24 protein-coding genes and 1 tRNA gene are annotated in these 26,647 nt (G+C 73.8%); 7 read left to right on the top strand and 18 right to left on the bottom strand.

Translation table 11 applies throughout. The features are described 5' to 3' along the window. Positions 1–190: 190 nt before the first annotated feature. The 5 genes from ABZ801_RS15765 to ABZ801_RS15745 all read right to left on the bottom strand — a co-directional run bounded on the left by ABZ801_RS15765 (position 191) and on the right by ABZ801_RS15745 (position 6,212). Positions 191–805 (bottom strand): hypothetical protein, encoded by a 615-nt coding sequence (locus ABZ801_RS15765; RefSeq protein ID WP_360698160.1) that lies wholly within the window; start codon positions 803–805, stop codon positions 191–193. Beyond that, a complete protein-coding gene (locus tag ABZ801_RS15760; protein ID WP_360698157.1) occupies positions 802–2,067 on the bottom strand; it encodes a hypothetical protein in 1,266 nt (421 codons plus the stop codon). Before ABZ801_RS15760 ends, ABZ801_RS15765 begins: the two co-directional genes overlap by 4 nt. A gap of 157 nt (positions 2,068–2,224) precedes the next feature. After that, positions 2,225–3,001, bottom strand: coding sequence for a hypothetical protein (locus ABZ801_RS15755; protein WP_360698154.1), 777 nt, complete (start codon positions 2,999–3,001; stop codon positions 2,225–2,227). A gap of 80 nt (positions 3,002–3,081) precedes the next feature. Then, positions 3,082–4,569, bottom strand: coding sequence for an ATP-binding protein (locus ABZ801_RS15750; protein ID WP_360698151.1), 1,488 nt, complete (start codon positions 4,567–4,569; stop codon positions 3,082–3,084). Then, positions 4,566–6,212 (bottom strand): FAD-dependent oxidoreductase, encoded by a 1,647-nt coding sequence (locus ABZ801_RS15745; RefSeq protein ID WP_344955002.1) that lies wholly within the window; start codon positions 6,210–6,212, stop codon positions 4,566–4,568. Before ABZ801_RS15745 ends, ABZ801_RS15750 begins: the two co-directional genes overlap by 4 nt. Positions 6,213–6,334: 122 nt before the next feature. On the opposite strand from ABZ801_RS15745, the gene ABZ801_RS15740 reads away from it, so the two are divergent. Next, entirely contained in the window at positions 6,335–7,384 is a 1,050-nt protein-coding gene (locus ABZ801_RS15740) for a Gfo/Idh/MocA family oxidoreductase (RefSeq protein WP_360698147.1), read from the top strand. Positions 7,385–7,503: 119 nt separating this feature from the next. Here ABZ801_RS15740 and ABZ801_RS15735 read toward each other — a convergent pair whose 3' ends face one another. From ABZ801_RS15735 to ABZ801_RS15700, 8 genes are all read right to left on the bottom strand, one after another. Beyond that, positions 7,504–8,526 carry a hypothetical protein gene (locus tag ABZ801_RS15735; RefSeq protein WP_360698144.1) on the bottom strand — a complete coding sequence of 341 codons (1,023 nt, stop codon included), beginning with the start codon at positions 8,524–8,526 and terminating at the stop codon, positions 7,504–7,506. Between the two features lie 674 nt (positions 8,527–9,200). Further along, positions 9,201–9,641 carry an HNH endonuclease gene (locus ABZ801_RS15730; protein WP_344955008.1) on the bottom strand — a complete coding sequence of 147 codons (441 nt, stop codon included), beginning with the start codon at positions 9,639–9,641 and terminating at the stop codon, positions 9,201–9,203. 17 nt (positions 9,642–9,658) lie between these two features. Further along, a tRNA-Asn gene (locus ABZ801_RS15725) sits at positions 9,659–9,729 on the bottom strand. A 43-nt stretch (positions 9,730–9,772) separates the two neighbouring features. After that, positions 9,773–10,657, bottom strand: a complete 885-nt coding sequence (locus tag ABZ801_RS15720) for a hypothetical protein (RefSeq protein ID WP_360698140.1) — start codon at positions 10,655–10,657, stop codon at positions 9,773–9,775. 68 nt (positions 10,658–10,725) lie between these two features. Continuing rightward, on the bottom strand, positions 10,726–11,694 hold the full coding sequence (locus tag ABZ801_RS15715; protein WP_360698137.1) for a GNAT family N-acetyltransferase: 969 nt from the start codon (positions 11,692–11,694) through the stop codon (positions 10,726–10,728). Positions 11,695–11,889: 195 nt separating this feature from the next. Continuing rightward, positions 11,890–12,864: a methylmalonyl Co-A mutase-associated GTPase MeaB gene (meaB, locus tag ABZ801_RS15710; protein ID WP_360698199.1), complete on the bottom strand. Its 975-nt coding sequence runs from the start codon at positions 12,862–12,864 to the stop codon at positions 11,890–11,892. Between the two features lie 26 nt (positions 12,865–12,890). Continuing rightward, positions 12,891–15,104 (bottom strand): methylmalonyl-CoA mutase, encoded by a 2,214-nt coding sequence (gene scpA, locus ABZ801_RS15705; RefSeq protein ID WP_360698134.1) that lies wholly within the window; start codon positions 15,102–15,104, stop codon positions 12,891–12,893. Continuing rightward, positions 15,104–16,927: a methylmalonyl-CoA mutase subunit beta gene (locus ABZ801_RS15700; RefSeq protein WP_360698130.1), complete on the bottom strand. Its 1,824-nt coding sequence runs from the start codon at positions 16,925–16,927 to the stop codon at positions 15,104–15,106. The genes scpA and ABZ801_RS15700 overlap by 1 nt, the downstream gene beginning before the upstream one ends. Positions 16,928–17,132: 205 nt before the next feature. Between ABZ801_RS15700 and ABZ801_RS15695 the strand changes: the two genes are divergently transcribed. The 4 genes from ABZ801_RS15695 to ABZ801_RS15680 all read left to right on the top strand — a co-directional run bounded on the left by ABZ801_RS15695 (position 17,133) and on the right by ABZ801_RS15680 (position 20,139). Continuing rightward, positions 17,133–17,342: an HGxxPAAW family protein gene (locus tag ABZ801_RS15695; RefSeq protein WP_344955018.1), complete on the top strand. Its 210-nt coding sequence runs from the start codon at positions 17,133–17,135 to the stop codon at positions 17,340–17,342. A 291-nt stretch (positions 17,343–17,633) separates the two neighbouring features. After that, positions 17,634–18,773 carry a glutamate--cysteine ligase gene (locus tag ABZ801_RS15690; protein WP_360698126.1) on the top strand — a complete coding sequence of 380 codons (1,140 nt, stop codon included), beginning with the start codon at positions 17,634–17,636 and terminating at the stop codon, positions 18,771–18,773. 47 nt (positions 18,774–18,820) lie between these two features. Continuing rightward, on the top strand, positions 18,821–19,195 hold the full coding sequence (locus ABZ801_RS15685) for an STAS domain-containing protein (protein ID WP_360698123.1): 375 nt from the start codon (positions 18,821–18,823) through the stop codon (positions 19,193–19,195). Continuing rightward, a complete protein-coding gene (locus ABZ801_RS15680) occupies positions 19,192–20,139 on the top strand; it encodes a sensor histidine kinase (RefSeq protein ID WP_344955024.1) in 948 nt (315 codons plus the stop codon). The genes ABZ801_RS15685 and ABZ801_RS15680 overlap by 4 nt, the downstream gene beginning before the upstream one ends. Before the next feature lie 23 nt (positions 20,140–20,162). Here the strand turns inward: ABZ801_RS15680 and ABZ801_RS15675 are convergent, their stop codons facing one another. The 3 genes from ABZ801_RS15675 to ABZ801_RS15665 form a co-directional block, all read right to left on the bottom strand. Next, positions 20,163–21,659 carry a beta-N-acetylhexosaminidase gene (locus tag ABZ801_RS15675; RefSeq protein ID WP_360698120.1) on the bottom strand — a complete coding sequence of 499 codons (1,497 nt, stop codon included), beginning with the start codon at positions 21,657–21,659 and terminating at the stop codon, positions 20,163–20,165. 186 nt (positions 21,660–21,845) lie between these two features. After that, positions 21,846–22,004, bottom strand: a complete 159-nt coding sequence (locus tag ABZ801_RS15670) for a hypothetical protein (RefSeq protein WP_344955026.1) — start codon at positions 22,002–22,004, stop codon at positions 21,846–21,848. Positions 22,005–22,585: 581 nt separating this feature from the next. Continuing rightward, positions 22,586–23,353 carry a hypothetical protein gene (locus tag ABZ801_RS15665; RefSeq protein ID WP_344955028.1) on the bottom strand — a complete coding sequence of 256 codons (768 nt, stop codon included), beginning with the start codon at positions 23,351–23,353 and terminating at the stop codon, positions 22,586–22,588. A 236-nt stretch (positions 23,354–23,589) separates the two neighbouring features. On the opposite strand from ABZ801_RS15665, the gene ABZ801_RS15660 reads away from it, so the two are divergent. Continuing rightward, complete coding sequence (locus tag ABZ801_RS15660) at positions 23,590–23,766, top strand: hypothetical protein (RefSeq protein ID WP_360698115.1); 177 nt, start codon at positions 23,590–23,592, stop codon at positions 23,764–23,766. A 358-nt stretch (positions 23,767–24,124) separates the two neighbouring features. Further along, entirely contained in the window at positions 24,125–24,637 is a 513-nt protein-coding gene (locus tag ABZ801_RS15655; protein WP_360698112.1) for a hypothetical protein, read from the top strand. 13 nt (positions 24,638–24,650) lie between these two features. On the opposite strand, the gene ABZ801_RS15650 is transcribed toward ABZ801_RS15655, so the two are convergent. Then, complete coding sequence (locus ABZ801_RS15650) at positions 24,651–25,310, bottom strand: CE1759 family FMN reductase (protein WP_360698107.1); 660 nt, start codon at positions 25,308–25,310, stop codon at positions 24,651–24,653. Then, complete coding sequence (locus ABZ801_RS15645) at positions 25,307–26,410, bottom strand: LLM class flavin-dependent oxidoreductase (RefSeq protein ID WP_360698104.1); 1,104 nt, start codon at positions 26,408–26,410, stop codon at positions 25,307–25,309. Before ABZ801_RS15645 ends, ABZ801_RS15650 begins: the two co-directional genes overlap by 4 nt. Positions 26,411–26,647: the final 237 nt, after the last annotated feature.

The raw sequence follows: 26,647 nt of genomic DNA, 5'->3' as shown, positions 1-26,647 counted from the left end.
GCCCGCGAGGTCTACCGCACCCTGACCAGCACATCCACCACACCAGCCAACCAAAACGATCTTGCTCCTGCAGCTTGACATCTATAGGAGCATCCCGGCCGGGAGCCGGCGCGGCCGGGTGGACGCCGGCCCCGTCGCCGCCGCGACGACGACGGGGCCGTCCGCCTGCGCTCGGCTCTCGCGTGGGCCTTTACCGGCGTGCTTCGACGGCTTCGGCGAAGGCGTCCATGAGGTCGCCGAGCTCGGTCTCCTCATCGCGGCGGGCCAGGATCGGCTCGGCCAGCTCCGGACGCACCGCCGCCATGCCGGCGGCCACCGACAGCAGGGCGCGGCGCACCTGCCGTTCGGGATGACCGGCCAGCCGCTCCACGACCTGCCGGTAGCGGGGGTCCTCCGGACGGCGCCCACCGGACGCCAAGGCCGGCATGTCGGCCGCCATCAGGCGGTTCAGCCCGCGGACGAGGTCGCGGGGCCCGGCCATGGGCTCGGCCAGCAGCCCCGCCAGGATCTCGTCGACCGGCACGGTCGGCAGCACGGCCGTGACCGCGGCGAACACCTCCTCGGCGGGCTCGGCCTCATCGCCCACGACACAGACGACCCGGGCGCCGAGCTCGGGCGACTCCAGGTAGACGATCTGGGCCGTGTCCCCCGCGAGCCAGACCTGCCGGCCCAGCTCGGAGAACCCGGGGGGCCTGGCGTCGATCCGGTTCCAGCCGCGTGCGGCCGCCAGCGCGTCCAGCGCCTCCCGGTCGGCGTGGTCGGCCAGCACCGCGCCGCGTTCGCCGCCGAACCTCTCGAGGTTCACTCCTCGTCCTCCCCGCCCAGGTCGTCCCAGGTCTCCACCGGGTTCCCCGCGTCGTCCACCATGACCGGGTCGCCGCCGAAGTAGTCCCCGAAGGCGTTGAAGGTGTCCTCGGCGGGCCGGTCGAGCCGTTCCTCGATCTGCGCCAGCAGCTCCGGATCGGTCTCGGTCAGCGCGAGCTCCTGCAGCAGGAACCGGTAGTTGTACCAGCCGGCGATCTGCACCAGGTGGCGGCGCAGGCCGGGCTCGGGCCGGTCGGCGTACTCGCGCAGCCGCATGGTGCGGCGCAGGTCGCCGTGCCACAGCGCCGCCCGGATGCGCAGCGCGCCGCCGACGTGCGTGTCGACCTCCATCTCGTCGGGGTCGACGAGGTCGTCCTCGGCGCAGTAGTCGAACCCGGTGAGCGCGCCCACCACGTCCAGGGGAAGGTCGAGGGGGAAGCTCTCCTCGTGCGTGTCGTTGAGCCGCCGCACCACCGTCTGGTGGGACTTGGGCGAGGGCCGGTACCGCACGGCCGCGCACACGATGCCCTGCGTGTGGATCTCGAACGACAGGTAGGACCGCGAGTGCAGGGTCCGCCACGTCATCGACGGGACGCGGCCGAGCCGCTGCCGCTTGTGCCCGCCGTCGCGGTCGGCGGCGAGCATGTCGAGGGGACGGACGAACTCGACGTCGTCGGCCAGCGGGTCGTCCAGGTGGTCGCTGCCCCACGACTGCGGCTCGACGTACTGCACGAGCGTGTAGTAGCGGTCCAGGTCCAGCCCGTTGATCTCGACGAACGAGCCGTCGTAGACGTTGGGCACCAGCACCTCGTGCCGGAAGCCGAGGAAGCCGCGGGCGAACGAGGTCAGCTCGGCGCGCCGCAGCGCGGGGCGGGGGAACACGCCCTCCAGCGCCTCGGCGACGCCGTCCGCGGTGGGCTCGACGGGGATCCACAGCCACGCCGGGTAGAACGAGCCGAGCGCGCACCACAGCCGGTCGGGCTCGGACGGGTCGAGGTACCAGGCGGCCTCGACCTCGTAGCCCATGCCGCGCCGCGTCACCGCCGGGCCGGTGCCCACCAGCACCTTGCCCTCGCGCAGCTCCAGGTCGTCGTCGTCCAGGTGCTCCACGCTCACGGTGCCGGACGACTCGCGGCCGTCCGCGTCGCCGTCGCCGTGCGCGTCGGCGGGCTCCCACTGGTCGGGGGCGCGCCAGTCGATGCCGAGCCGCTCCCCGACCGGGTCGCCGGTCAGGGCCGCCCACCATGCGGGGGGTTGGTTCATGGTCCTCGGGTGGTTCCTTCCGGGAGGGGGTGTCGCGCGGAGGAGCGGCACCTCCCCCGTTCGACGATCACCGGGTGAACCTATCGACTGGCCGTCCCCCGCCGCCGGGCAATCCGGCAATTCGGCGGCGGGGGCCCGTCTCCGGGACGGCCGGGTCTCAGGACAGCCGGGTCACGGACGTGGGGAGCACCACCTGGCCGGTGACGAACTCGCTCCACAGCCCGAAGCGCAGCCGGCTGCCCGGGCGCGCGGTCGTCTCGGCGAAGCCGACCGTCCGGCCGCCGCGCGCCGTGGTGGCGCCGAACGACAGCTCGAAGCGGGACGTGCCCAGGCGGTCCCGCGGGGGCGTGGGAGTGGGCGGCAGGATCTCGTCCAGGGCCCAGCGGTAGTCCCCGCGGTACGGGGCGGCCACCGGCTCGAAGGTCTGCTCCAGGACCACGCCGGTCGCCGGGATCACCACGAGCACGCCGGGCAGCCTCCCGACCCTGGTGTTGAACGCCTGCACCTCGTGGCGCGAGCCGTCGAGGTAGGTGGCGCGGCCGCCGCCGACCCGCGAGCCGGGCGGGCAGGCGCCGGCGCCCTTCTCCTTGATCGTCTCATGGGCGCAGGTCGGGAACGCCTGCGGGTTGAAGCCGACCGAGCGGTCGAACAGGAACACGAAGCGGCGGGCCGCCGCCGGGACCTGCCCGGACGCGGTGCGGCTGTGCCGGTCGAACGCGATCGTGACGCCGCGCCCGGCGCCCCTGGTCGCCGTCACCGACAGCGTGTCGAGATTGCGCGGACCGTCCACGTCCGGCTCGTACGGCCGCTGCGGGCCGCCGGGCGCGGGGTCGGGCGGCGCGGCGTCGGGCGGCGCGGTGCCGGCGACCGCCGGGCCGGCGGACGCCGCGAGCACCGCGGCGGCGGCGATCCCGGTCAGGACGGGACGTCTCATGCATGCCTCCTTGATCGGCTGTGCGGGTCGGGCACAACCCGATCAAGGGGGACCGAAAGCCGGGATAAGCCGCCGCGGCCTCAGCCGGCCTGGGCGCCGTACTCGGGCTCGGCGTCGGGCTCGGCGTCGGGGGCGGAGTCCGGTTCGGTGAGGGGCAGCAGCACCTGGAAGCGGGTGTCGCCGGGCCGCGACTCGACCCGGATGTCGCCGCCGTGCCGGTCGACGACGATCCGCCAGGAGATGTCCAGGCCCAGGCCGGTGCCCTCGCCGACGGGCTTGGTGGTGAAGAACGGCGTGAAGATCCGCGGCAGGTTCTCCTCGGGGATGCCCGGCCCGGTGTCGGCGATCTCCACCAGCGCGTGGTCGCCGTGCCGGGCGGTGCGGACGGTGAGGGTGCCCGCCTCCTCCATGGCGTCCAGCGCGTTGACGATCAGGTTCGTCCACACCTGGTTCAGCTCGGCGGCGTACACCGGCACCGGCGGCAGGTCGGGCGCGAAGTCCTTGACGACCCGCACCCCCGGCGGCACCTTGCGCTTGAGCATGATCAGCGTGCTCTTCAGCAGTTCCCGCAGGTCGACGCGCCGGTAGGGGGCGCGGTCGAGCTGGGAGTACTGCTTGGCCGAGCCCAGCAGCGCCGTCATCCGGCCGGTGGCGTCGGCCAGCTCGGCCTGCAGCTGCGTCACCTCCAGCACCTCGGCCAGCCAGCGCGCGGCGACCGGCAGCTGCTCCCCCGCCACCGGCGCGACCTGCTCGATCTCCGCGACGCCCAGGCCCGCCGCGACCAGGCCGGGCGCCAGCTCCCAGGCGTCGTCGACGCCGTGCTCCTCCAGCCAGTCGGCCAGCTCGTCCTCGGCGTCGCTGACCTCCAGCGGGTCGCGTCCGGGCTCGGCCGCCGCGCCGGTGCCCTGGCCGCGCAGCCGTTCCTGCAGCGACACCAGGTCGCCCAGGCGTTCGCAGTCGACGCCCGCCCGGGCCAGCTCCGCCAGGCGCTGCTGGGCGCCCGCGAGCCGGTCGCCGAGCTCGGCGCTGGCGCGCGCCGCGGCCACGCCCAGGTTGTTGAGCTCGTGGGTCAGCCCGGCGGTGATGGTGCCGAGGGCGGCGAGACGTTCGCGCTGGTCGACGAGGCGGCGGAGGTTCTTGGCACCGAAGAACAGGCCCTCCAGCAGGTGCGTGGCCATCGGGAACCACTCCCGCACCGACCTGCCGAACTTGCGGGCGGGCAGCGCGAACACCGTCGAGGGACGGCCGGCCCGCAGCGTGTGCTGGTACCGCTGGTCGATGCGGTCGCCCAGATACGCCTGGACGGCGCCGCCGTACACGCCGGGACGGTCGCTCCTGGTCGTCTCGACCTGGTCGCCGCGCACCGCGTTGGTCATCACCAGTTCGCCGTCGAGCAGCACGTACAGGAACTCGGCGGGGTCGCCCTCGGAGCAGATCACCTCGCCGCGCGCGTACCCGCGGGCGGAGCCGTACTCGGCCAGCCAGGTCAGCTGCTCGTCGTCCAGCCCCTCGAACAGGAACAGCTCGCGCAGCCGTTCGGGCGGGACCTTGGTCGCGGTGTCGCTCATGCCTGCTCCAGGTAGCGGTGGACCAGCGCGACGGCCATGGCGCCGTCGCCGACCGCCGAGGCGACCCGCTTCATCGAGTCGGCGCGCACGTCCCCGGCGGCGAACACGCCCGGCAGGCTGGTCTCCAGGTGGTAGGGCTGGCGGTCGGCGGCCCAGCCCGCGGGGCGGCGGCCGCCCGCCACCAGGTCGGGCCCGGTGAGGACGAAGCCGCGCGGATCGCGTTCGACGACGCCCTCCAGCCAGCCGGTGTGCGGCTCGGCGCCGATGAACACGAACAGCCGCTGGGCGTCCACCCGGCGCTTGCCCTCGGGCCCGTCCAGCGTGATGGCCTCCAGGTGCCCCGAGCCGTGCCCCTCGGCGATCACGGTGTTCGGATGCACCTCGATGTTGGGGATCGCGGCGATCTGCTCGATCAGGTAGTGCGACATCGACCGTTCCAACCCGTCGGCGCGCACCACCAGGTGGACGCGCCGGGCGTAGCGGGACAGGTTCACCGCGGCCTGCCCGGCGGAGTTGGCGCCGCCGACGACGTACACCTCCTCGCCCTGGCAGCCGGGGATCTCGGCCATCGCCGCGCCGTAGTACACGCCCACGCCGACCAGGTCGTCCAGGCCGGGTGCGTCGAGACGGCGGTAGGACACGCCCGTCGCGAGGATCACCGCGTGCGCGGAGATCTCGGTGCCGTCGGTCTGCCGCACCACCCGGGCCTGGCCGCGCGCCTCCAGCCCGGCCGCCTCCGCGGTGGTGATCAGCTCGGCGCCGAACCGCTCGGCCTGGCGGCGCGCCCGGTCGGCCAGCTGCGCGCCGGACACGCCGTCGGGAAAGCCCAGGTAGTTCTCGATGCGGGAGCTCTGCCCGGCCTGCCCGCCGGACGCGTGCCGCTCGATGAGGACGGTGCGCAGCCCCTCCGACGCCCCGTACACCGCCGCGCCCAGCCCGGCCGGGCCGCCGCCCACCACGATCAGGTCGTAGAACCCCGCGGCCGGGGCGGTGGACAGGCCCACGGCGGCGGCCAGCTCGGCGTCGCTGGGCGCCGACAGGGTGGTGCCGTCGGCCGTCACCACCAGCGGCAGCTCGGGGTCGCCCGCGGCGCGGGCCAGCTCGGCGCCCTCCGGCGCGGTGTCCAGCAGCCACGTGTAGGGGACCTGGTTGCGGGCCAGGAAGTCGCGGACCTGGTACGAGCGCGCCGACCAGCGGTGCCCCACCACGCGCAGCTGGGCGTGCTCCCGGCGCGGCGTGCGCAGCCAGGCGTCCAGCTGGGCGTCGATCACCGGGTAGAACTTCTCCTCCGGCGGGTTCCACGGCTTGAGCAGGTAGTGGTCGAGGTCCACCACGTTGATCGCGCGGATCGCGGCGTCGGTGTCGGCGTAGGCGGTCAGCAGCACCCGCCGGGCGTAGGGGTAGAGGTCCATGGCCTCTTCCAGGAACTCCACCCCGGTCATCCCCGGCATCCGGTGGTCGGCCACCAGCACCGCCGTGTCGTCGCCGCGCAGCTTCAGCTCGCGCAGCGACGCCAGCGCCTGGGACCCGGACTCGGCCCGCACGATCCGGTACGTCCCGGCGTAGCGGCGCCGCAGGTCGCGCGCCACCGCCCGGGACACTCCCGGGTCGTCGTCGACCGTCATGATCACAGGTTTGGTCACGGCGCCGTCCCCTCGCTCTCCCCGTCTCCGGGAATCGTACGGCCCCTCGGGCGCCGCTCGCGCTGGCGCGGACCGCCACCCCCGGTCGCCGCAGGTGAGGACGCATCCGAAATCATCGGACCATGGCTTTTCGGGTGGCACTGGTCGGATACGGCACGGGGGGTGCGGTGTTCCACGCCCCGTTGATCTCCTCGGTCCCGGACCTGCGGCTGGCGGCCGTGGTCACCGGCGACCCCGGACGGCAGCAGGCGGTGCGGTCGCGCTACCCCGACACCCGCGTGTTCGACAGCACCGACCGGCTCTGGGAGTCCACCGGGACCTACGACCTGGTGGTGATCGCCACGCCGAACCGGCAGCACGTCCCCCTCGCCCGGGCCGCGCTGACCTCGGGCATCCCCGTCGTGGTGGACAAGCCCGCGGCCACGTCGGCGGACGAGGCCCGTTCCCTGGCCGCGCTGAGCGCGGTGCGCGGCCTGCCGGTCATCCCGTTCCACAACCGGCGCTGGGACGGCGACTTCCGCACCGTGCGGCGCCTGGTCGGCTCCGGGGCGCTCGGCCACGTGCTGCGGTTCGAGTCGCGGTTCGAACGCTGGCGCCCGCAGCCCAAGCCGGGCTGGAAGGAGAGCGCCGACCCCCGCGACGCCGGCGGCATCCTCTACGACCTGGGCTCGCACCTGATCGACCAGGCGGTCCACCTGTTCGGACGGCCCCGCGAGGTCTACGCGGAGATCGACGTCCGCCGCCGCGACGCCTCGGCCGCGGACGACGTGTTCGTGGCGCTCACCCACGACGACGGCGTCCGCACCCACCTGTGGATGAGCGCGACCGCCGCCCAGTTGGGCCCCCGGTTCCGCGTGCTGGGCGACCGCGCCGCCTACACGGTGTCCGGCATGGACGTCCAGGAGGACGCCCTGCGCAGGGGCCTGACCCCACTGGACGCCGACTGGGGCGTGGCCCCGGTGCGCGCGTACGGCCGCGTCGGCACCCCCGGCGCCGACCGCGCCGAACCCACCGACCCCGGCGCCTACCAGGACTTCTACGCCGACGTCGCCCGCACCCTGCGCGGCGAGGCGCCGCCCCCGGTGACCCTCACCGACGCGATCACCGGGCTGGAGGTCATCGAGGCCGCCGTCGTCGCCGCCCGGGAGTCCCGCGTCGTGTCCCTCCGGTGACCGCCGCGGTTCAGTAGCGCAGGTCGGCTTCCAGGTCGCCACCCGGAGCGTCGTCGTGTATCAGTGGTCCGTACGGCTGCTCGATGTCGTATGCCACGGGGCCCAGCGTCGCACGGCGGTCACAGCACCGACACGTGCACGTGGTCGTAGTGGTTCTGGGTGATGCTGCCGCGGTCCTCCATCTGCCGCCAGCCGCCGCTGCCGCGGGTGTCCCAGATCCGCTGCTTCCAGATGACGTACTTGACCCCGTACCTGCTCGCGTTGTCGATGACGAACTGGGCCACCTGGTCGCCGTGCGCCTGCGCGGACGCGCTGGGCATCCGTCCCGCCGTGCTCTCCATGAAGTCGCACGCCCGGCCCGACCCGTGGTCCTGCGGGTCGCCCGCGCGGTAGCAGCCGATCGTCGGGAACGCGCCGAACCTGCCGTCGATGGCCTGCATGAGCGTGCGCATCCGCGCGGTCATCGTGTTGCCGACGATCGGCGACTTGGTGCCGCTCGCCCCGTCGGGCCGCCCCGCCGTGGCGCCGCCGCCCGACGAGCCGGAGGGCCGCTCCGGCTTGTACTTGGCGAGCAGCTTCTTCACCCGCTCGCGCTGGGACTCCAGGTCCTCCACCTCTTTGCGCACCTGCGCCACCTTGGCGTCGGCGTTCTTGCGCGACTGCTGGGCCTTGGCCGCCAGGGTCTCCAGGTTCTTGATGCGCATGTCGTTGCTGCGGGCCAGGTGCTCCACCACGGTGGCGTCGCGGATGGCGGCGCCCGGGTCCTCCGCCGTCACCATCGACATGGTGTCCATGCGCCCGGTCATGTACGAGGTGGCGGCCAGGCGGCTGACGTCGCCGCGCCGGGTCTCGAACTCCTTGGACAGCCGCTCGGCGTCCTGCGCGGCCTTCTGCGCGGCCTTCTTGGCCTCCTCCAGGGTGATCAGCTCGCCGCGGTACTCCTTGGCCAGCGCGTCCGCCCGCTTGCGCAGCTTGGCCAGCTCGCTCTTGGAGTCCTTGGGCTCCGCGGGAGCCGCGACGCCGGGGACCGGGGGGAGCGCCGCCGACACCGCCAGCGCGAACGCCACGGCCGCGCACCGCCGCGCCGCCGTCCGTCCGCCACCGGGTCGCCGCTTCCGGTCGAGGGGATCGTGGGCCGCCACAGAACTCTCCTTAGAAACCGTCAGAAGATTGGCGGCACGCTACCACAAACCCCCAATTGCTCCCGCCTCATCCGACAATCACACAGCGTCACACAAAAATTACAAAGCGGCCATAACAGTAAGATCACCAGCCCCTCCGCCGCCCGCATCCGCCCAGCTCACAGCCGCGACCGGCGCGAGGTTCCCGCTCTCCTCCAGAGATTTCCCACATTCCCGCCCCTCCGCCATGGCACATCGTGATAAAGGCCTCGCCGCCCAGAACAACACCGTTATAAATCACCCCGACACCGGACACGCACCCCCAAACGGCGACATCGACGAACACCCAAGCGACCACCGAGCCTCCGGCGGCCACAGGTGCAATACCAGGCAGCGCCCCTGCCACCGCTCACCGGGTCCGAGCACACCCGGAGAGACCGCCCCATAGGCCCGGCCGCTGATCAGGGCAAAGGCGCCGACGAGGCACCGAATAGGTGGACATGTCGGCGTACAAGGGCGGTGGGTCTTGTGGGCCGTGCGGTGGCCGATGACTGTTCGGGGGTCGTCCTGCCCGGGGTTGTCAGGGCGGCGGACGAGCCCCGTTCGCGCCGATTTCCTGCCGCGGCATGAGCTGGGGCGTATCCGCGATCGGTGACGTGCCGCAGGCCCCCGTCCTCGGCGGACGGGGGCCTCGGTCAGAGGTCCACCAGTTCGTCCCAGTGGGGGGTGCGGAGGGCGACCCGGAGCAGCAGCCCGGCCTCGGCGGGGGTGCGATCACCCTTGCGGTTGTTGCACCTGCCGCAGGCCAGGACGGTGTTGTCCCAGGTGTCGCCGCCGCCGCGGGACTGCGGCAGCACGTGGTCGATGGTGTCGCCGCGGCGCCCGCAGTAACCGCACAGCCCGCGGTCGCGCAGATAGACGCCGCGCTTGCTCCACGGCGGGCGCCTGCCGTGCCGCCAGCGCATGACCACGTACTTGACCAGGCGCAGGACGCGCGGCACCGGGAAGGGGCCGATGGTGCGGTCCTCCTCGGCCTCCTCCACGACGGCCACGCCGCGCACGAGCATGCGGATGGCGTGCCGCACGTTGACACGCTGTAACGGCTCGTACGACGCGTTCAGGACGAGAACGGTCATCGGTCACCTCCTCGCCGCTCCTCCGCCAGGACTCGAACCTGGATATCCGCATTAACAGTGCGGCGTTCTGCCATTGAACTACAGAGGAATGGGCCGGGAATTCACTGTGCTTCGGGGCTTTCCGGACGTCTTTAAGGGTGCCTATCGGAGTCGCGGGCGGGCAACGGATTTTCCGTCGGGCCCGGCTCGGGCCGGGCCGACAGCAGCTTGGGCAGGGCGCGTCCGGGCCCGTCGTCCCACCAGCCGGCGCCCGTCGTCCCACCAGCAAAGGCCGTCGCGCCCACCTCCAGGGCGGGGCGGCAGCCGGGGCAGTTGCCGGCGCCGAGCGAGAGGCGGACCATGAAGCGTCCGGCGGGGGCCGGACGGGCGCCCCAGAAGCGCAGGAGGTCGGCGCCGTCCAGGAGCAGCGTGCCCGGCACGGCCTCGGCGCGGCGCCGGGAGAACAGCCGGAAGGCCAGAACGCGGAGCAGATTCGCGGCGGTGAGCAGGTGGCCGTACGGGGCGCCCCGCACGGTCAGTTCGGGCAGGCCGAACCGGTGCAGACCCCAGGTGTCGGCGCGGACGAGCGCCCTCTCGCCGACGACGAACACCCCGATCCACTGGTCACCGAGGACGAAGTGTTCGCGCTCGACCGGCGAGGTGCCGACGACCTGGTGGGAGTCGACGTCGACGACGAGGCCGCCGGCGGCCGCCGCGAGCAGGCGGGCGGCCTGCCGCGCCGCCTGGGCATGGCGCGGGGCGTCGTCGGGTGCGCCCTGGACGCGCACCAGCACGTGGTGCCGTGCGTTCCGTAACCGCCGCAGGCGGCCGGAGGAGCCGCCCAGCCGCGCGAGCCAGTCGGCCTCCGGGCGGTGTTCGCGCAGCTTCAGCGCCGACCGGGCGTGCAGTTCACGGGCGAGGGCGGCCAGGTCGCCGCCGGTGAGGAGGCCGGAGACGTCGGCGGGCGGGGGTTCGTCGGTGGACACCAGGAAGCGGGAGGCGACCGTTTCCGGGTGACCCAGCGGGAGCGAGGTCATGCGTCAAGGCTGGCCCCGCCCCCGTGCACGCGGCAGCAGAATCTCGTTCTGGGGATAACTCCCGCCGGTCAGATCGACGGGAGGTCGGCGGCGGAGGCCTGGTACTCCCGCGACTCGCGCTGGCGGCGGAACCCCAGCTCCTCGTTGACGGCCAGCATGTGCACGTTGTCGCCGGAGTTGTCGGTCTCGATCTCGCGGACCTCGGGACGCTCCCGGCGCAGCCACTGCAGCATGGCGGCCTTGACCCAGATGCCGATGCGCCGCCCCCGGTGCTCGGGCACCACGGCGGTGTCGTACTGGGCGGCCCGTTCGGGCGTCTCCGCGGAGACCACCACCTCGGTGAACCCCGCGATCCCGTCGCCCTGGACGGCGGCGACGGTGTAGAGGTCGTCGCCGCGCTTGGCGACCAGTTCGGCCATCTCGCGGACGCGGTCGGCGTCCCACGGCAGCCCCTCGTAGGCGGACATGTCGGCCATGGCGTGCTTGGCGCGGGCCAGCGCGAGCGCGTGCTCGTCGGGGGCGGTGCCGCGCCAGCGCACGAGCCGGTACCCGGCGGGCCCGGAGGCGACGAGCTTCTCCACGCGGCGGGCGGGGACGTCGTCCAGGCGCAGCAGCAGCCCGCGCAGCGTCAGCACGCACTCGAACCCGTGCGACTCCAGGAACGGGATCGCGGGGGTGCCCGCCATCACCTGGGCGATCACGCTGGTGCGGCCGTCGGCACGCATCCCCTCGGCCGCGACGGCCAGCAGCCGCGTGCCGACGCCCCGGCGGCGCCGGTCGGGGCGGACCTGGATGTCGATCTCGGCGGGACGGTCGGCGCCGGGCCCGCCGGGCAGCCGCAGCTCGGCGACGCCGACCATGTCGCCGCCCTCCACGGCGGCCCACAGCCGCCGCCCGGGGGCGCGCAGCCGGGCGGCCGTCTGCTCGGGGTCCGGCGCGGGCTCGTCGCGCAGGTCGGCGGCGTGCGCGGCGGCCAGGACCGCGTGCCAGCGCCGGATCTCCCCCTGGGCCGGATCATCGAGCGCGATGACGTCCATCCGCCTTTTGTACCGGATCCCGGAGCGCCACAGGCCCCGCCCGTCCCAACCCATCCCCCTGGAATGCGGTTCGGTACGCCGGCCGCTCCCCCGGCGACCCGTGCCGCCCGCAGCCTGCATGCGCTGCGGGCGCCTCCGGCGGGCACGCCGCGCGAAGGCGGCACCGCACGACCGGGCGGCGCCGGGCGGGCGTGGTCAGCGGGTGAAGGCGGACAGGATGCGCTCGGCGGCCAGGGCGGGGGTCAGGCGGCCCTCGGCCACCTGACGTTCCAGGTCGGGGGCGATGGCGCGGACGGCGGGGTGGTCGCGCAGTTCGGTCAGCAGCCGGTCGTGCACCATCTCCCACGTCCAGCCGACCTGCTGGCGGCGCCGGCGGGTCTCCAGTTCGCCGCCGGCCGCCAGCCGGTCCTGGTGCTCGACCAGGTGCCGCCAGATCTCGTCCAGGCCGCGGTTCTCGCGGGCGCTGCACGTCAGGACGGGGACGGCGCGGGCGCGTTCGTCGCTGCGCAGCAGCCGCAGGGCGCCGGCGAGCTCGCGGGCGGCCTTGCGCGCCTCCATCTCGTGCGGGCCGTCGGCCTTGTTGACGGCGATGACGTCGGCCAGTTCCAGGACGCCCTTCTTGATGCCCTGGAGCTGGTCGCCGGTGCGGGCCAGGGTGAGGAACAGGAACGAGTCGACCATCTCGGCGACGGTCGTCTCGGACTGCCCGACCCCGACCGTCTCGACGAGCACGACGTCGTATCCGGCGGCCTCCATCACCACCATGGCCTCGCGGGTGGCCTTGGCGACGCCGCCGAGCGTGCCCGCCGTGGGCGAGGGACGGATGAACGCCTGCGGGTCGACGGCCAGCCGCTGCATGCGCGTCTTGTCGCCGAGGATGCTGCCGCCCGTGCGGGTGGACGACGGGTCGACGGCCAGCACGGCGACCTTGTGCCCGGCCCCGGTGAGGTTGGTGCCGAGCGCGTCGATGAACGTCGACTTGCCGACGCCGGGCACGCCGGTGATGCCGACCCGGCGAGCGCCGCCCGCGAACGGGGTCAGCTCCACCAGCAGCCGTTGCGCCAGGTCACGGTGGTCGGGACGGGTCGACTCCACGAGGGTGATCGCGCGGGCGATCCACGCCCGCGCCCCCTTGCGCACACCCGTGACGTACTCGTCCAGCCCGGGCAGGCCGCGCCGCCGGCTCCCGTCGCCGCTCACGCCGCGTGGTGTCCCAGCCGTGCCGACAGCTCCTTGAGCAGGTCGACGGCGGCGTCGGCCAGCACGGTGCCGGGCGGGAAGATCGCCGAGGCGCCCGCGGCGCGCAGCGCGTCGAAGTCCTGCGGCGGGATGACGCCGCCCACGACGATCATGATGTCGTCGCGGCCGAGGGCGGCCAGCGCCTCGCGCAGCGCGGGCACCAGCGTCAGGTGCCCGGCGGCCAGCGAGTTGACGCCGACGACGTGCACGTCGGCCTCGACGGCCTGGCGGGCGACCTCCTCGGGGGTCTGGAACAGCGGGCCCACGTCGACGTCGAAGCCCAGGTCGGCGAAGCCGGTGGCGATCACCTTCTGGCCGCGGTCGTGGCCGTCCTGCCCCATCTTGGCGACCAGAATGCGGGGCCGCCGGCCCTCGGCCGCGGCGAACGCGTCGGTCGCCTCGCGGGCCCGTTCGATGGCGCTCACGCGGCCTGCTTCCTCCCGGTACACGCCTGAAATGGTACGGATGTTGGCGGCATGGCGCCCGAACGCCCGTTCCAGCGCGTCGGAGATCTCCCCCACGGTCGCCTTGGCGCGGGCGGCGTCGACGGCCAGGGCGAGCAGGTTGCCCTCCAGGCCGGGACCGCGGTCGCCGCGCACGGCGGCGTCGGCGGCGCGGGTCAGGGCGGCCAGGGCGGCGTCCGCCTCCTCGGCCGACCGCTCCTCGCGCAGCCGCCGCAGCTTGTCGATCTGCTGGGCGCGCACCGCAGCGTTGTCGACCTTGAGGACCTCGATGTGCTCGTCGGCGTCGGGGCGGTACTTGTTGACGCCGATGACCGGCTGGCGCCCGGAGTCGATGCGCGCCTGGGTGCGGGCGGCGGCCTCCTCGATGCGCAGCTTGGGCAGCCCGTCGTCGATGGCCCGCGCCATGCCGCCGGCCGCCTCCACCTCCCGGATGTGGCCCCAGGCGCGCAGCGCCAGGTCGTGGGTGAGGCGTTCGACGTAGGCGCTGCCGCCCCACGGGTCGATGGTGCGGGTGGTGCCGGACTCCTGCTGCAGCAGCAGCTGGGTGTTGCGGGCGATGCGGGCGGAGAAGTCGGTGGGCAGCGCCAGCGCCTCGTCCAGGGCGTTGGTGTGCAGCGACTGGGTGTGGCCCTGGGTGGCGGCCATCGCCTCGACGCAGGTGCGCGCCACGTTGTTGAACACGTCCTGCGCGGTCAGCGACCAGCCGGAGGTCTGGCAGTGCGTGCGCAGGCTCAGCGACTTGGGGTTGGACGGCTCGAAGTCCCTGACGAGCCGCGCCCACAGCAGCCGCGCGGCGCGCAGCTTGGCGACCTCCATGAAGAAGTTCATGCCGATCGCCCAGAAGAACGACAGGCGGGGCGCGAACGCGTCGATGTCCAGCCCGGCGTCCAGCCCGGCGCGGATGTACTCGACCCCGTCGGCGAGGGTGTAGGCCAGCTCCAGGTCGGCCGTGGCCCCGGCCTCCTGGATGTGGTACCCGGAGATCGAGATCGAGTTGAACTTCGGCATCCGCTGCGAGGTGTAGGCGAAGATGTCGGAGATGATCCGCATCGACGGCCCGGGCGGGTAGATGTAGGTGTTGCGGACCATGAACTCCTTGAGGATGTCGTTCTGGATGGTCCCGGCGAGCCGCTCGGGCGCCACCCCCTGCTCCTCGGCGGCGACGATGTACAGCGCCATCACCGGCAGCACCGCGCCGTTCATGGTCATCGACACGCTCATCCGGTCGAGGGGGATCCCGTCGAACAGCCGGCGCATGTCGTAGATGGAGTCGATCGCGACGCCCGCCATGCCGACGTCGCCCTGCACGCGCGGGTGGTCGGAGTCGTAGCCACGGTGGGTGGCCAGGTCGAACGCGACCGACAGGCCCTTCTGCCCGGCGGCCAGGTTGCGCCGGTAGAAGGCGTTGGACTCCTCGGCCGTGGAGAACCCCGCGTACTGGCGGATGGTCCACGGCTGGGTGGCGTACATGGCGGGGTACGGGCCGCGCAGGTACGGGGCGATGCCGGGGTAGGTGTCGAGGAAGTCCACCTCGGCCAGGTCGTCGGCGGTGTAGAGCGACCGGACGGCGATGCCCTCGGGGGTGTCCCAGGGCCGGGCGTCGGGGTCCTGCCCCGTGGCCTCGGCCGCCGCCGCCCGCCACCGCTTGGCGGCCTCGTCGGCGGGGACGGGGGCGCCGAGCTCGACCTCGGAGAAGTCGGGGATCATCAGTTCACTCCCAGATCGCCGAGGGTGGTCTCCAGGACGTCCACGGCGTCGCAGCCCGCGAAGATCCTGGCATCCACCCCGTCAAAGGAACCCTTACCCGCGAGCCACACCTTCAAGGCGCCCGCGTCCCTGAGCGTCCGCGCGGCGTCGGCGGCCCGCTCCTCGTACAGCGCGTCGCTGGAGCACAGGCACGCCACGGTCGCGCCGCTGGCGGCGAACTCCTCCGGCGGCCCGCTGACGGTCTCGATCCCGCCGGCCTGGAACAGGTTGGCGGCGAACGTCGCGCGCGCGGTGTGCACGGCGACCGGGCCGAGCGTCGCCAGGAACACCCTGGGGCGGGTCCCGGTGCGGTCGGCGTGCGCGTCGGCGCGGTCGCGCAGGGCCTCGAAGTCCTGGGCGTACCGTACGACCGGCAGCCCGCCCCCCGAGGTGTCCGGGGTGGGCGCGGGGGCGCGCGGGGGCAGCTTCTCGTCCAGGTTGGGGAACTCGCTGACGCCCGTGAGGGGGGCCTTGCGGCGGGCGATGTCCCTGCGGCGGCGCTCCCAGGTGGCGGCGAGCCGTTCGGCCACCATGCCCGACTCCAGGGCGGCGGCCAGCCCCCCGGCCTTCTCGATCCGGGTGAACCAGTCCCAGGCGGCCTGCGCCAGGTCCTCGGTGAGACGCTCGACGTACCAGGAGCCCCCGGCGGGGTCGACGACGCGCGCCAGGCTGGACTCCTCCAGCAGGAGCGTCTGGGTGTTGCGCGCGATGCGCCGGGCGAAGTCGTCGGGCAGCCCCAGGCGGGCGTCGAACGGCTGGACGGTGACCGCGTCCGCTCCCCCGACCCCGGCCGCGAACGCAGCGACGGTGGTGCGCAGCATGTTCACCCAGGGGTCGCGGCGGGTCATCATCGGCGAGGACGTCACCGCGTGCAGCCGCGCCACGGTCTCCTCCGCCCCGCACACCTGCGCGACCCTCGTCCACAGGCGGCGCGCGGCGCGCAGCTTGGCGATGGACATGAACTGGTCGGCGGTGACGGCCAGGCGGAACTCCAGCTGCCCGAAGGCGGCGCCGACGTCCAGCCCGGCGTCGGTGAGGGCCCGCAGGTAGGCGACGGCGGCGGCCACCGCGCCGCCCAGTTCCTCGGCGTCGCTCCCCCCGGCGTCGTGGTGGACGGTCGCGTCGACCGTGATCGCCCGCAGGTGCGGGAACTCGCGGGCGCACCGCACCGCCAGCGCCGCCGCCGGCTCCAGGGGGGCCGGCACGCCGGTGCGGGCCGTCAGCCCCAGCGGGTCGGCGCCCAGGTTGCCCAGCGCGTCGCCGGCCTGGCCGCGTTCGGCCACGAGCCCGAGGAAGGCCTCGGCGGCCTCGTCCGTCCGCGCGCCCGCGTCCAGGACCACGGGCGCCAGGTGCAGGTGGACGTCCCGGAGCACCTCCGGCAGCGCCGCCACGGGCACGCCGTGGTCGCCCAGCGTCAGCCACACGGAGGTGGCGCCGTTCTCCAGGTCGGCGAGGATCGCCTGCCGGGTCGTCCCGGGGTCCGGGTGGACGTGCCGCTGCCGCACGTCCCAGCCCGCCAGCCCCTCGCCGTCCGGCCGCACGCTCCGCACGGACGGCGCCAGCCCGGGACGCCCCGGGACGGTGTCGTCCCTGGTGTAGAGGGGCGCGATGGGCACGCCCTCGTACGACTCGCGGGTGAGCAGGCCCTCGATCTCGCTCAGGGGCGTCTCGTCGGTGGCGGCGCCGGACTTGCGCAGCACCGTTCGGACCATCTCCCGCCACCGGTCCCGCTGGACCGGGGGGAAGACGGCGGCCAGTTCCAGTTCCTCAGGCGGCACCGTCATGCCCTGGATGGTAAGCGAGCGCCTACGCCCGGAATTGCGCGGGGTGCGCCCTGCGCGGCCGCCGCGACCGCGCCGGAGCCAGGCGCCGCGGGGCCCGCCGCACGCCGCCGCGGAAAGGCACCCCGGAGCACGGCCCGGGCGTGGCGTTGCTAGTGTTCAGCGTCGTAGTACGTCCCTGGTCGAAGGTCTGAGAGAGAAGAGACGCATGTCGAGTGGGAGCCACGCCGGACGGCCGAAGTCGTGGGCCGCGGTGGCGGTGATCTTCATCGGTTTCATCGTCGGCGGGGTCGCGATCGCCATGGGGCCGAACTGGCCCGTGTTCCTCGTCGGCGCGGGCATCGTGGTGCTCGGCGGCATCATCGCCTTCGCCGTGGACATCATGAGCGACGTGGTCGTCGACGACGGCAGCCGCTGACCGGCCGCCGAACGGGACACCGACCGGCACCGACCGGCACGTGAGCCGCCCCCGTCCCTCCCGCCTCGCGGGCAGGGCGGGGGCGGTCGCGTTATCGGGGCCGTGTTCACCACGGCCGGGCTTGCCGCGCCCGTCGCACCGTCACGGTGCCCGCCCTGGTAGCGGGTAAAGCGGCCGCAAAGCGACGCCCCCGGGCGTGCGCGACGGCGTGCCGGGTGGTGCCCAAGCGGCCCGCCGGCGCGTACCGTCGAGATGACGCGGTGCCCTCCGACACCGGCACGAGGTGGTGGGATGACCCTCAGAATCGGCGTCGAGGAGGAGTACTTCGTCGTCGCTCCCGGCTCCCGCAAGGTCGTCGCGCGAGGCGGCGCCGTGGTGCGGCGGGCGGCGGCGGAGCTGGGCGACCGCGCCTCCACGGAGATGATCGCCTGTCTGGCGGAGGCGAAGACCGCGCCGTGCGACGACCTGGACAAGCTCGACGAGCAGATCCGGGACATGCGCGCGGCGATGGCGACGGCCGCCGAGCGCGAGGGCGTGCGGCTGGCGGCCACCGGCACCCCCGTGCTGGGCGAGGTGCTGCCGCCCCCGATCAGCGCCGGCGCCCGCTACGCCGAGGGCCTGGCCACCTACCGGGCGCTGGACGACGAGCAGTGCATCTGCTCCTGCCACGTCCACGTGGAGATGCCCGACCGGGCGCAGGCGGTGCAGGTCAGCAACCACCTGCGGCCGTGGCTGCCGACGCTCATGGCGATGGCGGCCAACTCGCCGTACTGGGCGGGCCGCGACACCGGGTACGCGTGCTGGCGGGTGATGGCCTGGTCGCGCTGGCCGGTGGCGGGCCCGCCGCCGTTCTTCGAGTCGCTGCAGCACTTCGAGGACCTGGTCGGGACGCTGCTGCGCTGCGGCGCGCTGCTGGACGTCGGCACCCTGTTCTGGGACGTGCGGCCGTCCTCGCACCTGCCGACCGTGGAGGTCCGGCTCGGGGACGTGGTGCCGACGGCCGACGAGGCGGTGCTGTTCGCCGCCCTCATCCGGGCGCTGGTGCAGGTGTCGCTCACGGCGGTCGAGGAGGGCTCCGCGCCGCCCAACCCGTCCCCGGAGATCCTGCGCGCGGCGTACTGGCTCGCCGCGCGCGACGGACTGTCGGGCGGCGGCATCGACGTGTTCACCGGACGTCCCGTCCCGCAGCGCCGGCTGGTGGAGGACCTGGTGGCGCACGTGCGGCCCGCGCTGAGCGACAGCGGCGACCTGGAACGCGTCGCCGCCGGCGTGCGGTTCCTGCTGGACCACGGCACCGGCGCGGACCGCCAGCGCGCCGCCTACCGCCGCCGGGAGCTGCTGTCCGACGTCGTGGACGCCATGCTCCTCCGGCCGCCCGGGAACCGGATCGGCCGGGTACACGCGTCGTTTTCGGCTTATCCATCGCCTTGACATGCCGGTGCACCTAGTGTGCGGATGGAGGGAAGGGCGGTGAAGCGTTGACGGAACGACCACGGCAGGAGCCGCCCGCCACGGCGCCGCGCATCGACGGCCGCGCTCGGCGGGCCCCCGGGCTGACCCTGCGCCCGCTCGCCACGGGCACGGGCCTGCGGGTGGAGGGCGAGGTGAACGTCGCCAACCGCGCCTACTGGGCGAGTGAACTGGGCGGTCTGGTGAGGCGCGGCGGCACCGTCGATCTGGAGTTGGCGGGGCTCGTTTTCATCGACGCCGGAGGGGTAGCCGTCCTCGTGAGGTCCGCGGGACGACTGCGGGAGGGCAGCCGGATGATCCTGCATCGCCCACCGTCGGCACTGACGCGTACCCTCGAAGTGATGTTTCCTTACCTTTCCGCTCTCGAGGTGACGGACCGATGAGCGACCGGTCCGATACCGAGCCGGGAAGTCCCTTCGGGCATCCGGCTCTGTTCTACCGCGACGACGGCGAGTACCTGAGCGGTACGGTGCCGTTCGTCCGCGCGGGGCTGGATGCCGGGGAGCCCGTGGCCGTCGCCGTGCCCGGGCCGCGCCTGGACGCCATACGCGCCGGCCTGGGCGCCGCCGCGGCCAGGGTGGAGTGGATCGACATGACCGTGGCGGGCCGCAACCCGGGCCGGATCATCCCGGGCGTGCTGCGCGCGTTCGCCGACCGGCACCGCGCCGCCCGCGTCCGCATCATCGGCGAGCCCGTCTGGGCGGGCCGCTCGCCCGACGAGTACCCGGCCTGCGTCCAGCACGAGGCGCTGATCAACCTGGCGTTCGCGGGCCGGAACGCCACCATCCTGTGCCCGTACGACACCTCGGCCCTGGACGCGCAGGCCCTCGCCGACGCGCACGCCACCCACCCGACGGTGATCGACCGGGACGGGCAGCGCCGCAGCCCCCACTACGCCCCCCACAGCGTCATCGAACGGTACAACCGCCCGCTGCCCGACCCCCCGCCCGGCACGACGCCGGACGAGTTCCCCTACGACGTCGACACCCTGCCGCGCATGCGGGAGTTCGCGTACGCCCGCGGCGCCGCCCTGGGTCTCGACGAGCGCCGCGCGGGCGACCTGGAGCTCGCGGTCAACGAACTGGGCGCCAACTCGGTCGTCCACGCCGGCGGCAAGGGCGTCCTGCGCATCTGGCCGGAGGACGGCCACGTGGTCGGCGAGGTCCGCGACGACGGCCGGATCACCGACCCCCTGGTGGGCCGCCTGCCCGTGGACCTGAGCACCGACGGCGGCCGTGGCCTGCTGATGGTCAACCACCTGACCGACCTGGTCCGCCTCCACACCACCCCCGAAGGCACCACCATCCGCGTCTACATGCGCCTCTGACCCCCGCGCCTCGCGGTGACCGGCTACGGACGGTTCCTCTCGCGGGGCGGGCCGGTGAAGGGGCGTCCCGGGATGCCGGGGCGACGCTGCCAGGGAAGCGGACCGGACGGCGGCCGGTAGGCGACGCCCATGGCGTCCAGGCGCGCGTAGTGGGCGGCGTCCATGCGCCGCCGGAAGTCCTCGACGTCGCGCTCGTCCGGGGCGGGCAGGTGCGACCAGGCCACCTCGGCGAACGCGGCGAGGCGGGGGAAGACCTGGTAGTCGACGCGCTGCTGGGAGTCGGCGACCTCGGTCCACATGTTGGCCTGGGTGCCGATGATCCGGGCGGCGTGCTCCGTGCCGGCCAGCTCGGGCGGCACGGGCTCGAAGCGGTACACGTCCCGCAGCGTGCGGACCCAGCCGAACGGCACCGGCTCGTCGTCCCCGTCGGCCTGCCGGTGGTCGAGGTAGACCTCCTGCATCGGGCACATCACCACGTCGTGGCCCGCCCGGGCCGCCGTGATGCCGCCCGCGTACCCCTGCCAGGACGCCACGGCCGCGCCGTCGGCCAGGCCGCCCTCCAGGATCTCGTCCCAGCCGATGAGGCGCCGTCCCCGTTCGGCGAGCCAGCGGTCGAAGTGGCGGATGAACCACGACTGCAGCTCCGCCTCGTCCCGCAGCCCCTCGGCGCGGATGCGGGCCTGCGCGGTCGCGGACGCCCGCCACTGGTCCTTGGGGCACTCGTCGCCGCCGATGTGCACGAACCGGCTCGGGAAGATCTCCAGCACCTCGGTGAGGACGTCCTCGTAGAAGCGCAGGACCTGGTCGGTGGGCGCGAGCACGTTGGGGCTGACGCCCCAGCCGGTCCGCACCTCCAGGCTCGCGGTGTCCACCACGTCGGCGTTGCCCAGTTCGGGGTAGGCGGCGATGGCGGCCTGCGAGTGGCCGGGGACGTCGATCTCCGGGACGACGGTGATGTGCCGCGCGGCGGCGTAGGCGACGATCTCGCGCAGGTCGTCCTGGGTGTAGAAGCCGCCGTGCGGCCGTTCGTCCCACATCGGCGGATCGCCCCAGCCCAGCCTGGTGCGCCGCCGCCAGGCCCCCACCTCCGTGAGCCTGGGCCGGCGCCTGATCTCCACGCGCCAGCCCTGGTCGTCGGTCAGATGCAGGTGCAGCACGTTCAGCTTGTGCGCGGCCATCAGGTCGAGGTAGCGCAGGACGCCGTCCTTGGGCATGAAGTGGCGGGCCACGTCCAGCAGCAACCCCCGCCAGGCGAAGCGCGGCTCGTCCTCGATCGTCAGATACGGCAGGGCGCGCGGCGCCGGGCGGATCGGCGCGCGGCGGTACGCGTCCGGGCCCAGCAGCTGACGCAGGGTCTGCCGCCCCCAGAAGACCCCCGCCTCACCGCCGCCCGTGATCGTCGCTCCGTCCGGCCCGATCGTCAGCCGGTACCCCTCGGACGGCAGCGCCGGATCGACGCCCACCCGCGGCTCACCGCCGAAGGGCCCCGACTCACCGGTCACCCGAAGCCGACGCGGCACGGGCACAATATGAACGTCCACCACCAGATCATGATGCACCGCCCTCCTCCCATCCACCCCCCAGCCGAAACCGGCACCCAACGGCCGGCGTCGGACTGTGGTCCGGCTCGTCTTCTGATGTCGGCCGGGGCGGGCCGTGCGGTGGCACGTCCGGCGGGTCGTGGCAGGTCCGGCGGGGTGGATGGGTCAGCGGACGAAGGCGAAGGCGGTGCCCGAGGCGATCGCCGCTGCCAGGACCGCGACGATCACCAGAGTCGGCAGCGTCTGCTTGCGGTGGGGCGGCTCGGCGCGGCGGAGGGGGCGGCGGGCCGCCGGGGACGGGGTGGGCGCCGGGCGTTTCGTCACGATGGGCGGCTCGGCCGCGGGGCGTGGCGGCCGCGGCGTCGCGGACGGCGTCGACCGGGCGGATGGTGACGGTTGTCTCGGCGGCCTGGGTACGGGCGTTGGTGCCGCTGTCGGCGGGGGTGTGGGCCGCTGGGTGGGAGAGGGCGCCGGTGGCGGTGGTGATGGCTTGGGCGGCTCGGGAGGCTTGGGCGGTTCTGGGGGCTCTGGAGGCTGCTCCGGCGGCTTCGGAGGCTTGGGGGGTTTCGGGGGCTTCGGCGGTTTGGGTGGCTTCGGTGGCTTCGGCGGTTTGGGCTTGGGGGGCGGGGGGCAGGGCCAGGTGCCGATTCCCGCCTGGATGCTCAGGCCGCCGAGCTGGAGGCAGACGCCGATGCCGGGCGAGTCGTGCGGCGGGTGCGGATGCCGGACGTGTGCCGCCACGGGCAGGGTGACCACGGCCTCGGCGGTCTGGGCCGGGGACCAGGGCTGGTGGGGAGGCGCCGGGACGGCGGCGGCGCGTTCGTCGGTGCGGGCCGGGCGGGCGTCGGCGGTGCACGTCAGGGCCGCCAGGGTCCCGGCCAGCAGCAGCGCGGCGGCGCGCACGGTCAGCTGCCTCCCGGGATGCGGTCCAGTTCGGGCAGCAGTTCGGTGAAGGCGTCGGGGCCCACCGCCAGGCCGCCGGTGAAGGCGTGCTGGATGTCGAACGTCAGGTAGACCCCCAGGCCCAGCATCGCCGCCATCAGCGCCAGCGGCACGATGGTCATGCCGCGCGGGCGGGCGCCGGCGAGGAACGGGAACAGCACGACGGCGATGCCGGTGCCCACCGTGGTGGCCAGCAGGCCCGGCGGCGGGGCGGCCTTGGCGTCCATGGCGCGCTGGCGGCGCGCGGCGGTGATCTCCTCGATCCGGTCGGTGACGGCGTCACGGTCGTCCCTGGCCTGGTCGTCGGCGGCGGACAGCGCCATGACGTCGCGCCGCAGGGCCTCCAGGCGCCGCCAGCCCTCCGGGCTGAGCCGCCCGTCGGCCATCATCCGCCACTCGCGGCCCCGTACCAGGTCGACGTACTCGCGCAGCCCGGCCTGGACCCGAGCGGCGGCCGGGGCGGGCAGCTGGCTGGCGGCCCAGTAGGCCTCCGCCACCGCCTGGCTCTCGACGTAGGTGTTGGCGCGGGCGGAGTCGCTGGTGGTCCACGGCACGACGATGGCGATGGCGAACGCCAGCAGGAACAGCGCCGACAGCATCGCCCCGGCGTGCCCCCCGGTGGGGCCGTCAGGCTGGGCGTCGTCGGTGACCCGGTCCAGCCGCCGGAACAGCAGCGCGGCGATCATCACCACGCCGATCGCGCATATCGCGGCCGCGACATAGAAGAGCATCCCCGTCTCCCACGATCCACCCCCGAGCCGATTCATGACCTTGCGTGCAACTCCTATCACCGTCGGTATGGGGATGATGAGACGCTGGGGCGCGCTCAATGCCTGGCGCGCTGGAAAGGCATGTGTGTGCCTTGGGTGACAGCCCGCCCCGCGGAAGGCGGTGACCAGCGGGAATGAACCGCTCCCGAACGGGTAGATGAAAGCGTCCGGAATGAGCGGGGGATCAGGAGCGGATCATGAGGGGACGAGAAGACGCCCGCGCGGCCGAGCCCGGTGCCACCGGGGAGGCGACCGCGGCGGAGCAGAAGACGACGACACCGGCCGGCCCGCCGGAGCCCAAGCAGATGGCGGGCTCCCCCGGCGAGCCGCGGGGGCAGCGCCCGGAGGAGTTCAACCCGGACGACTTCGAATGAGCCGTGCCTCCGAGCCGAACCGGCCCACGAGCCGCGTGGGCACGGAGGCCCCTCACACCCAGTGGATCTTTGTCCGCAAATGGTGATTAGTCACGTCTGAATCCTGACAAGAGTAGGGAACAACTGTAAGGACCAGGTCACTTCACGCCGCTGACCTGCGGAGTTATGGTCATAGTCCCTCTCCTCACCCAGGGGTTTCGGCCTCTCGCCCCCGGCCGTGGCCCCGCAGCGATCCTGACGAGAGGGACCGAGGCCGCCGGGCCCCAGGGGAAAGCCACTCCCCTTGCACCGCCCCGGGCCCGGCCGCCTCTCAAACTCGGTCGCGTTTTCCGTACCGCGCGAAACGGGAGCGCAAGGCATGAACGAAACGCCCGGCGGCGGCCCGCCGCCGCGCCGGGGCGCCGAGGTGTTCCGGCTGGACGTGATGCTGAGCGCGCTGCCCACGCCGAACGGGGCGGTGCCGCTGGCGCTGCTGGACGACCCCGACCGCACGCCCGCTCCCGGGTCGCACGGCCGGGAGCCGACCGGCGCGCTGGTCGCCGCGTGCCTGCGGGGCGGTCTCGGCCTGGCCACGGACGCGCCCGACCTGCAGGTACCGCTGGCCCCCGAGTGGAGCGCGTCGCTCGATCGCGACGGCGCGTTCACCGTCCGGTCCCCGCTCGACCCTCCCGGGCGGCCGTTCTGCCGCGCCGAAGGCGTCGGCACGCCGCCCGGGTGGGCCGAGCGGGCCGCGATGCTGGGCTACATCATGCTGTTCGCCGGAACGGTCGGCGTCGCGGGCGGCCTGGGCGACTTCGAGGACCGCCTGCGCGGCGCCGCCGCCGAGGGCATGCTCGCGGCCGGAGTCGTGCCGTTCCGTCCCGCCTCCTGATCCGGACGGGCGTTCACTGCCCGCCGGAGGCCAGCAACTGCTCGAACGGGACAGGATCCTCGTACGGGTCGGCGTCCTCGGCGTCCCGGCGGGCCGCCGCCGGGGGACGTGCGGCGACCAGCGACGCCAGCTCGTCCCCGGCCCGGGCGACGCGTTCGGGCAGCCCGTCCACGCCGCCGGACCGTCCGGAACCCCAGTCCTCCGAGGCGGCGTAGACGGCCGTCGGCGCGACCACGGCCCGCATGTAGGCGAACAACGGGCGGACGGCGTGCTCCAGCACCAGCGAGTGGCGCGCCGTGCCGCCGGTGGCGCCGATCAGCACCGGCAGGCCCTCCAGCGAACCGCGCTCCAGCAGGTCGAAGAACGTCTTGAACAGCCCGCTGTAGGAGGCGTTGAAGACGGGCGTGACCGCGACCAGGCCGTCGGCGCCGGTCACCGTCTCGACGGCGTCGCGCAGCGCCCCGGCCGTGAACCCGGTGAGCGTGGCGTCCACCATCTGGTGCGCGTGGTCGCGCAGGTCCACCGTGACGACCTCGGCGCCGGCGCCGCGCTCCCGCAGGGCGTCGGCCGCGGCGGCCGCGAGCCGGTCCGCCAGCAGCCGCGTCGAGGACGGCTGCCCCAGCCCGGCCGAGACCACCGCGATCGTCCGCCCGCCCGCCGAACGCGCCGTCATCGCGCGGCCTCCGCTTCCCCGGCCTTCGCACCGGCGGCGGCGAGAAGGGACTCGTGTGTGGGCGCCTCGGGGACGTGCGCGGGACGCAGCGCGGCGAACTCCTTGCGCAGCACCGGGACGACCTCCTCCCCCAGGATGTCCAGCTGCTCGAGAACGGTCTTGAGCGGCAGGCCCGCGTGGTCCATCAGGAACAGCTGCCGCTGGTAGTCGCCGAAGTACTCGCGGAACCCCAGGGTCCGGTCGATCACCTGCTGCGGGCTGCCGACGGTGAGCGGCGTCTGGGCCATGAAGTCCTCCAGCGACGGCCCGTGCCCGTAGACCGGCGCGTTGTCGAAGTAGGGCCGGAACTCCCGGACGGCGTCCTGGGAGTTCTTGCGCATGAACACCTGGCCGCCCAGGCCGACGATCGCCTGGTCGGCGCTGCCGTGCCCGTAGTGCTCGTAGCGCCGCCGGTACAGGCCGATCAGCCGCTGGAAGTGCTCCTTGGGCCAGAAGATGTTGTTGGCGAAGAAGCCGTCGCCGTAGTAGGCGGCCTGCTCGGCGATCTCCGGGCTGCGGATGGAGCCGTGCCAGACGAACGGCGGCACCCCGTCCAGCGGACGCGGGGTGGAGGTGAAGCCCTGCAGCGGCGTGCGGTGACGCCCCTCCCAGTCGACCACGTCCTCGCGCCACAGCCGGTGCAGCAGGTTGTAGTTCTCGATCGCCAGCGGGATCCCGTCGCGGATGTCCTTGCCGAACCACGGGTACACGGGGCCGGTGTTGCCGCGGCCCAGCATCAGGTCGACGCGGCCGTCGGCCAGGTGCTGGAGCATGGCGAAGTCCTCGGCGATCTTCACCGGGTCGTTGGTGGTGATCAGCGTGGTGGCGGTCGACAGGATCAGCCGCTCGGTGCGCGCGGCGACGTACCCGAGCATCGTGGTGGGGGACGAGGGGACGAAGGGCGGGTTGTGGTGCTCGCCGGTGGCGAACACGTCCAGGCCGACCTCCTCGGCCTTCAGGGCGATCGTCACCATCGCCTTGATCCGCTCGCGCTCGGTCGGCGTCCGGCCGTTGGTGGGGTCGGGCGTGACGTCGCCGACGCTGAAGATCCCGAACTGCATGACCCGACCTCTCAGAGTTTGTAGAACTTTCAACTATCCTACCGAACCGCGTGCGCGGCCCGGTCATTCCCCATGATCGCAATCGGCCGGGACGCCGGATGAACCGGCGGGCGCACGGGTCCGTACCACGGGACGAGCGGCACGGCGACCGACCGGGGATGTCGCCGCCACGCTGGAAGGGGGTGGCCGGGTGGACGCGCCGGACGGCCAACGTCCACCCGGCCCGTCCCCCGGCGG

The sequence above is a fragment of the Actinomadura sp. NPDC047616 genome (genome assembly GCF_040642915.1).
GTDB classification, from domain to species: Bacteria; Actinomycetota; Actinomycetes; order Streptosporangiales; family Streptosporangiaceae; genus Spirillospora; species Spirillospora miaoliensis.
The sequence above is the reverse complement of the archived record's forward strand: the minus strand, read 5'-3'. Positions and strand labels throughout refer to the sequence as shown.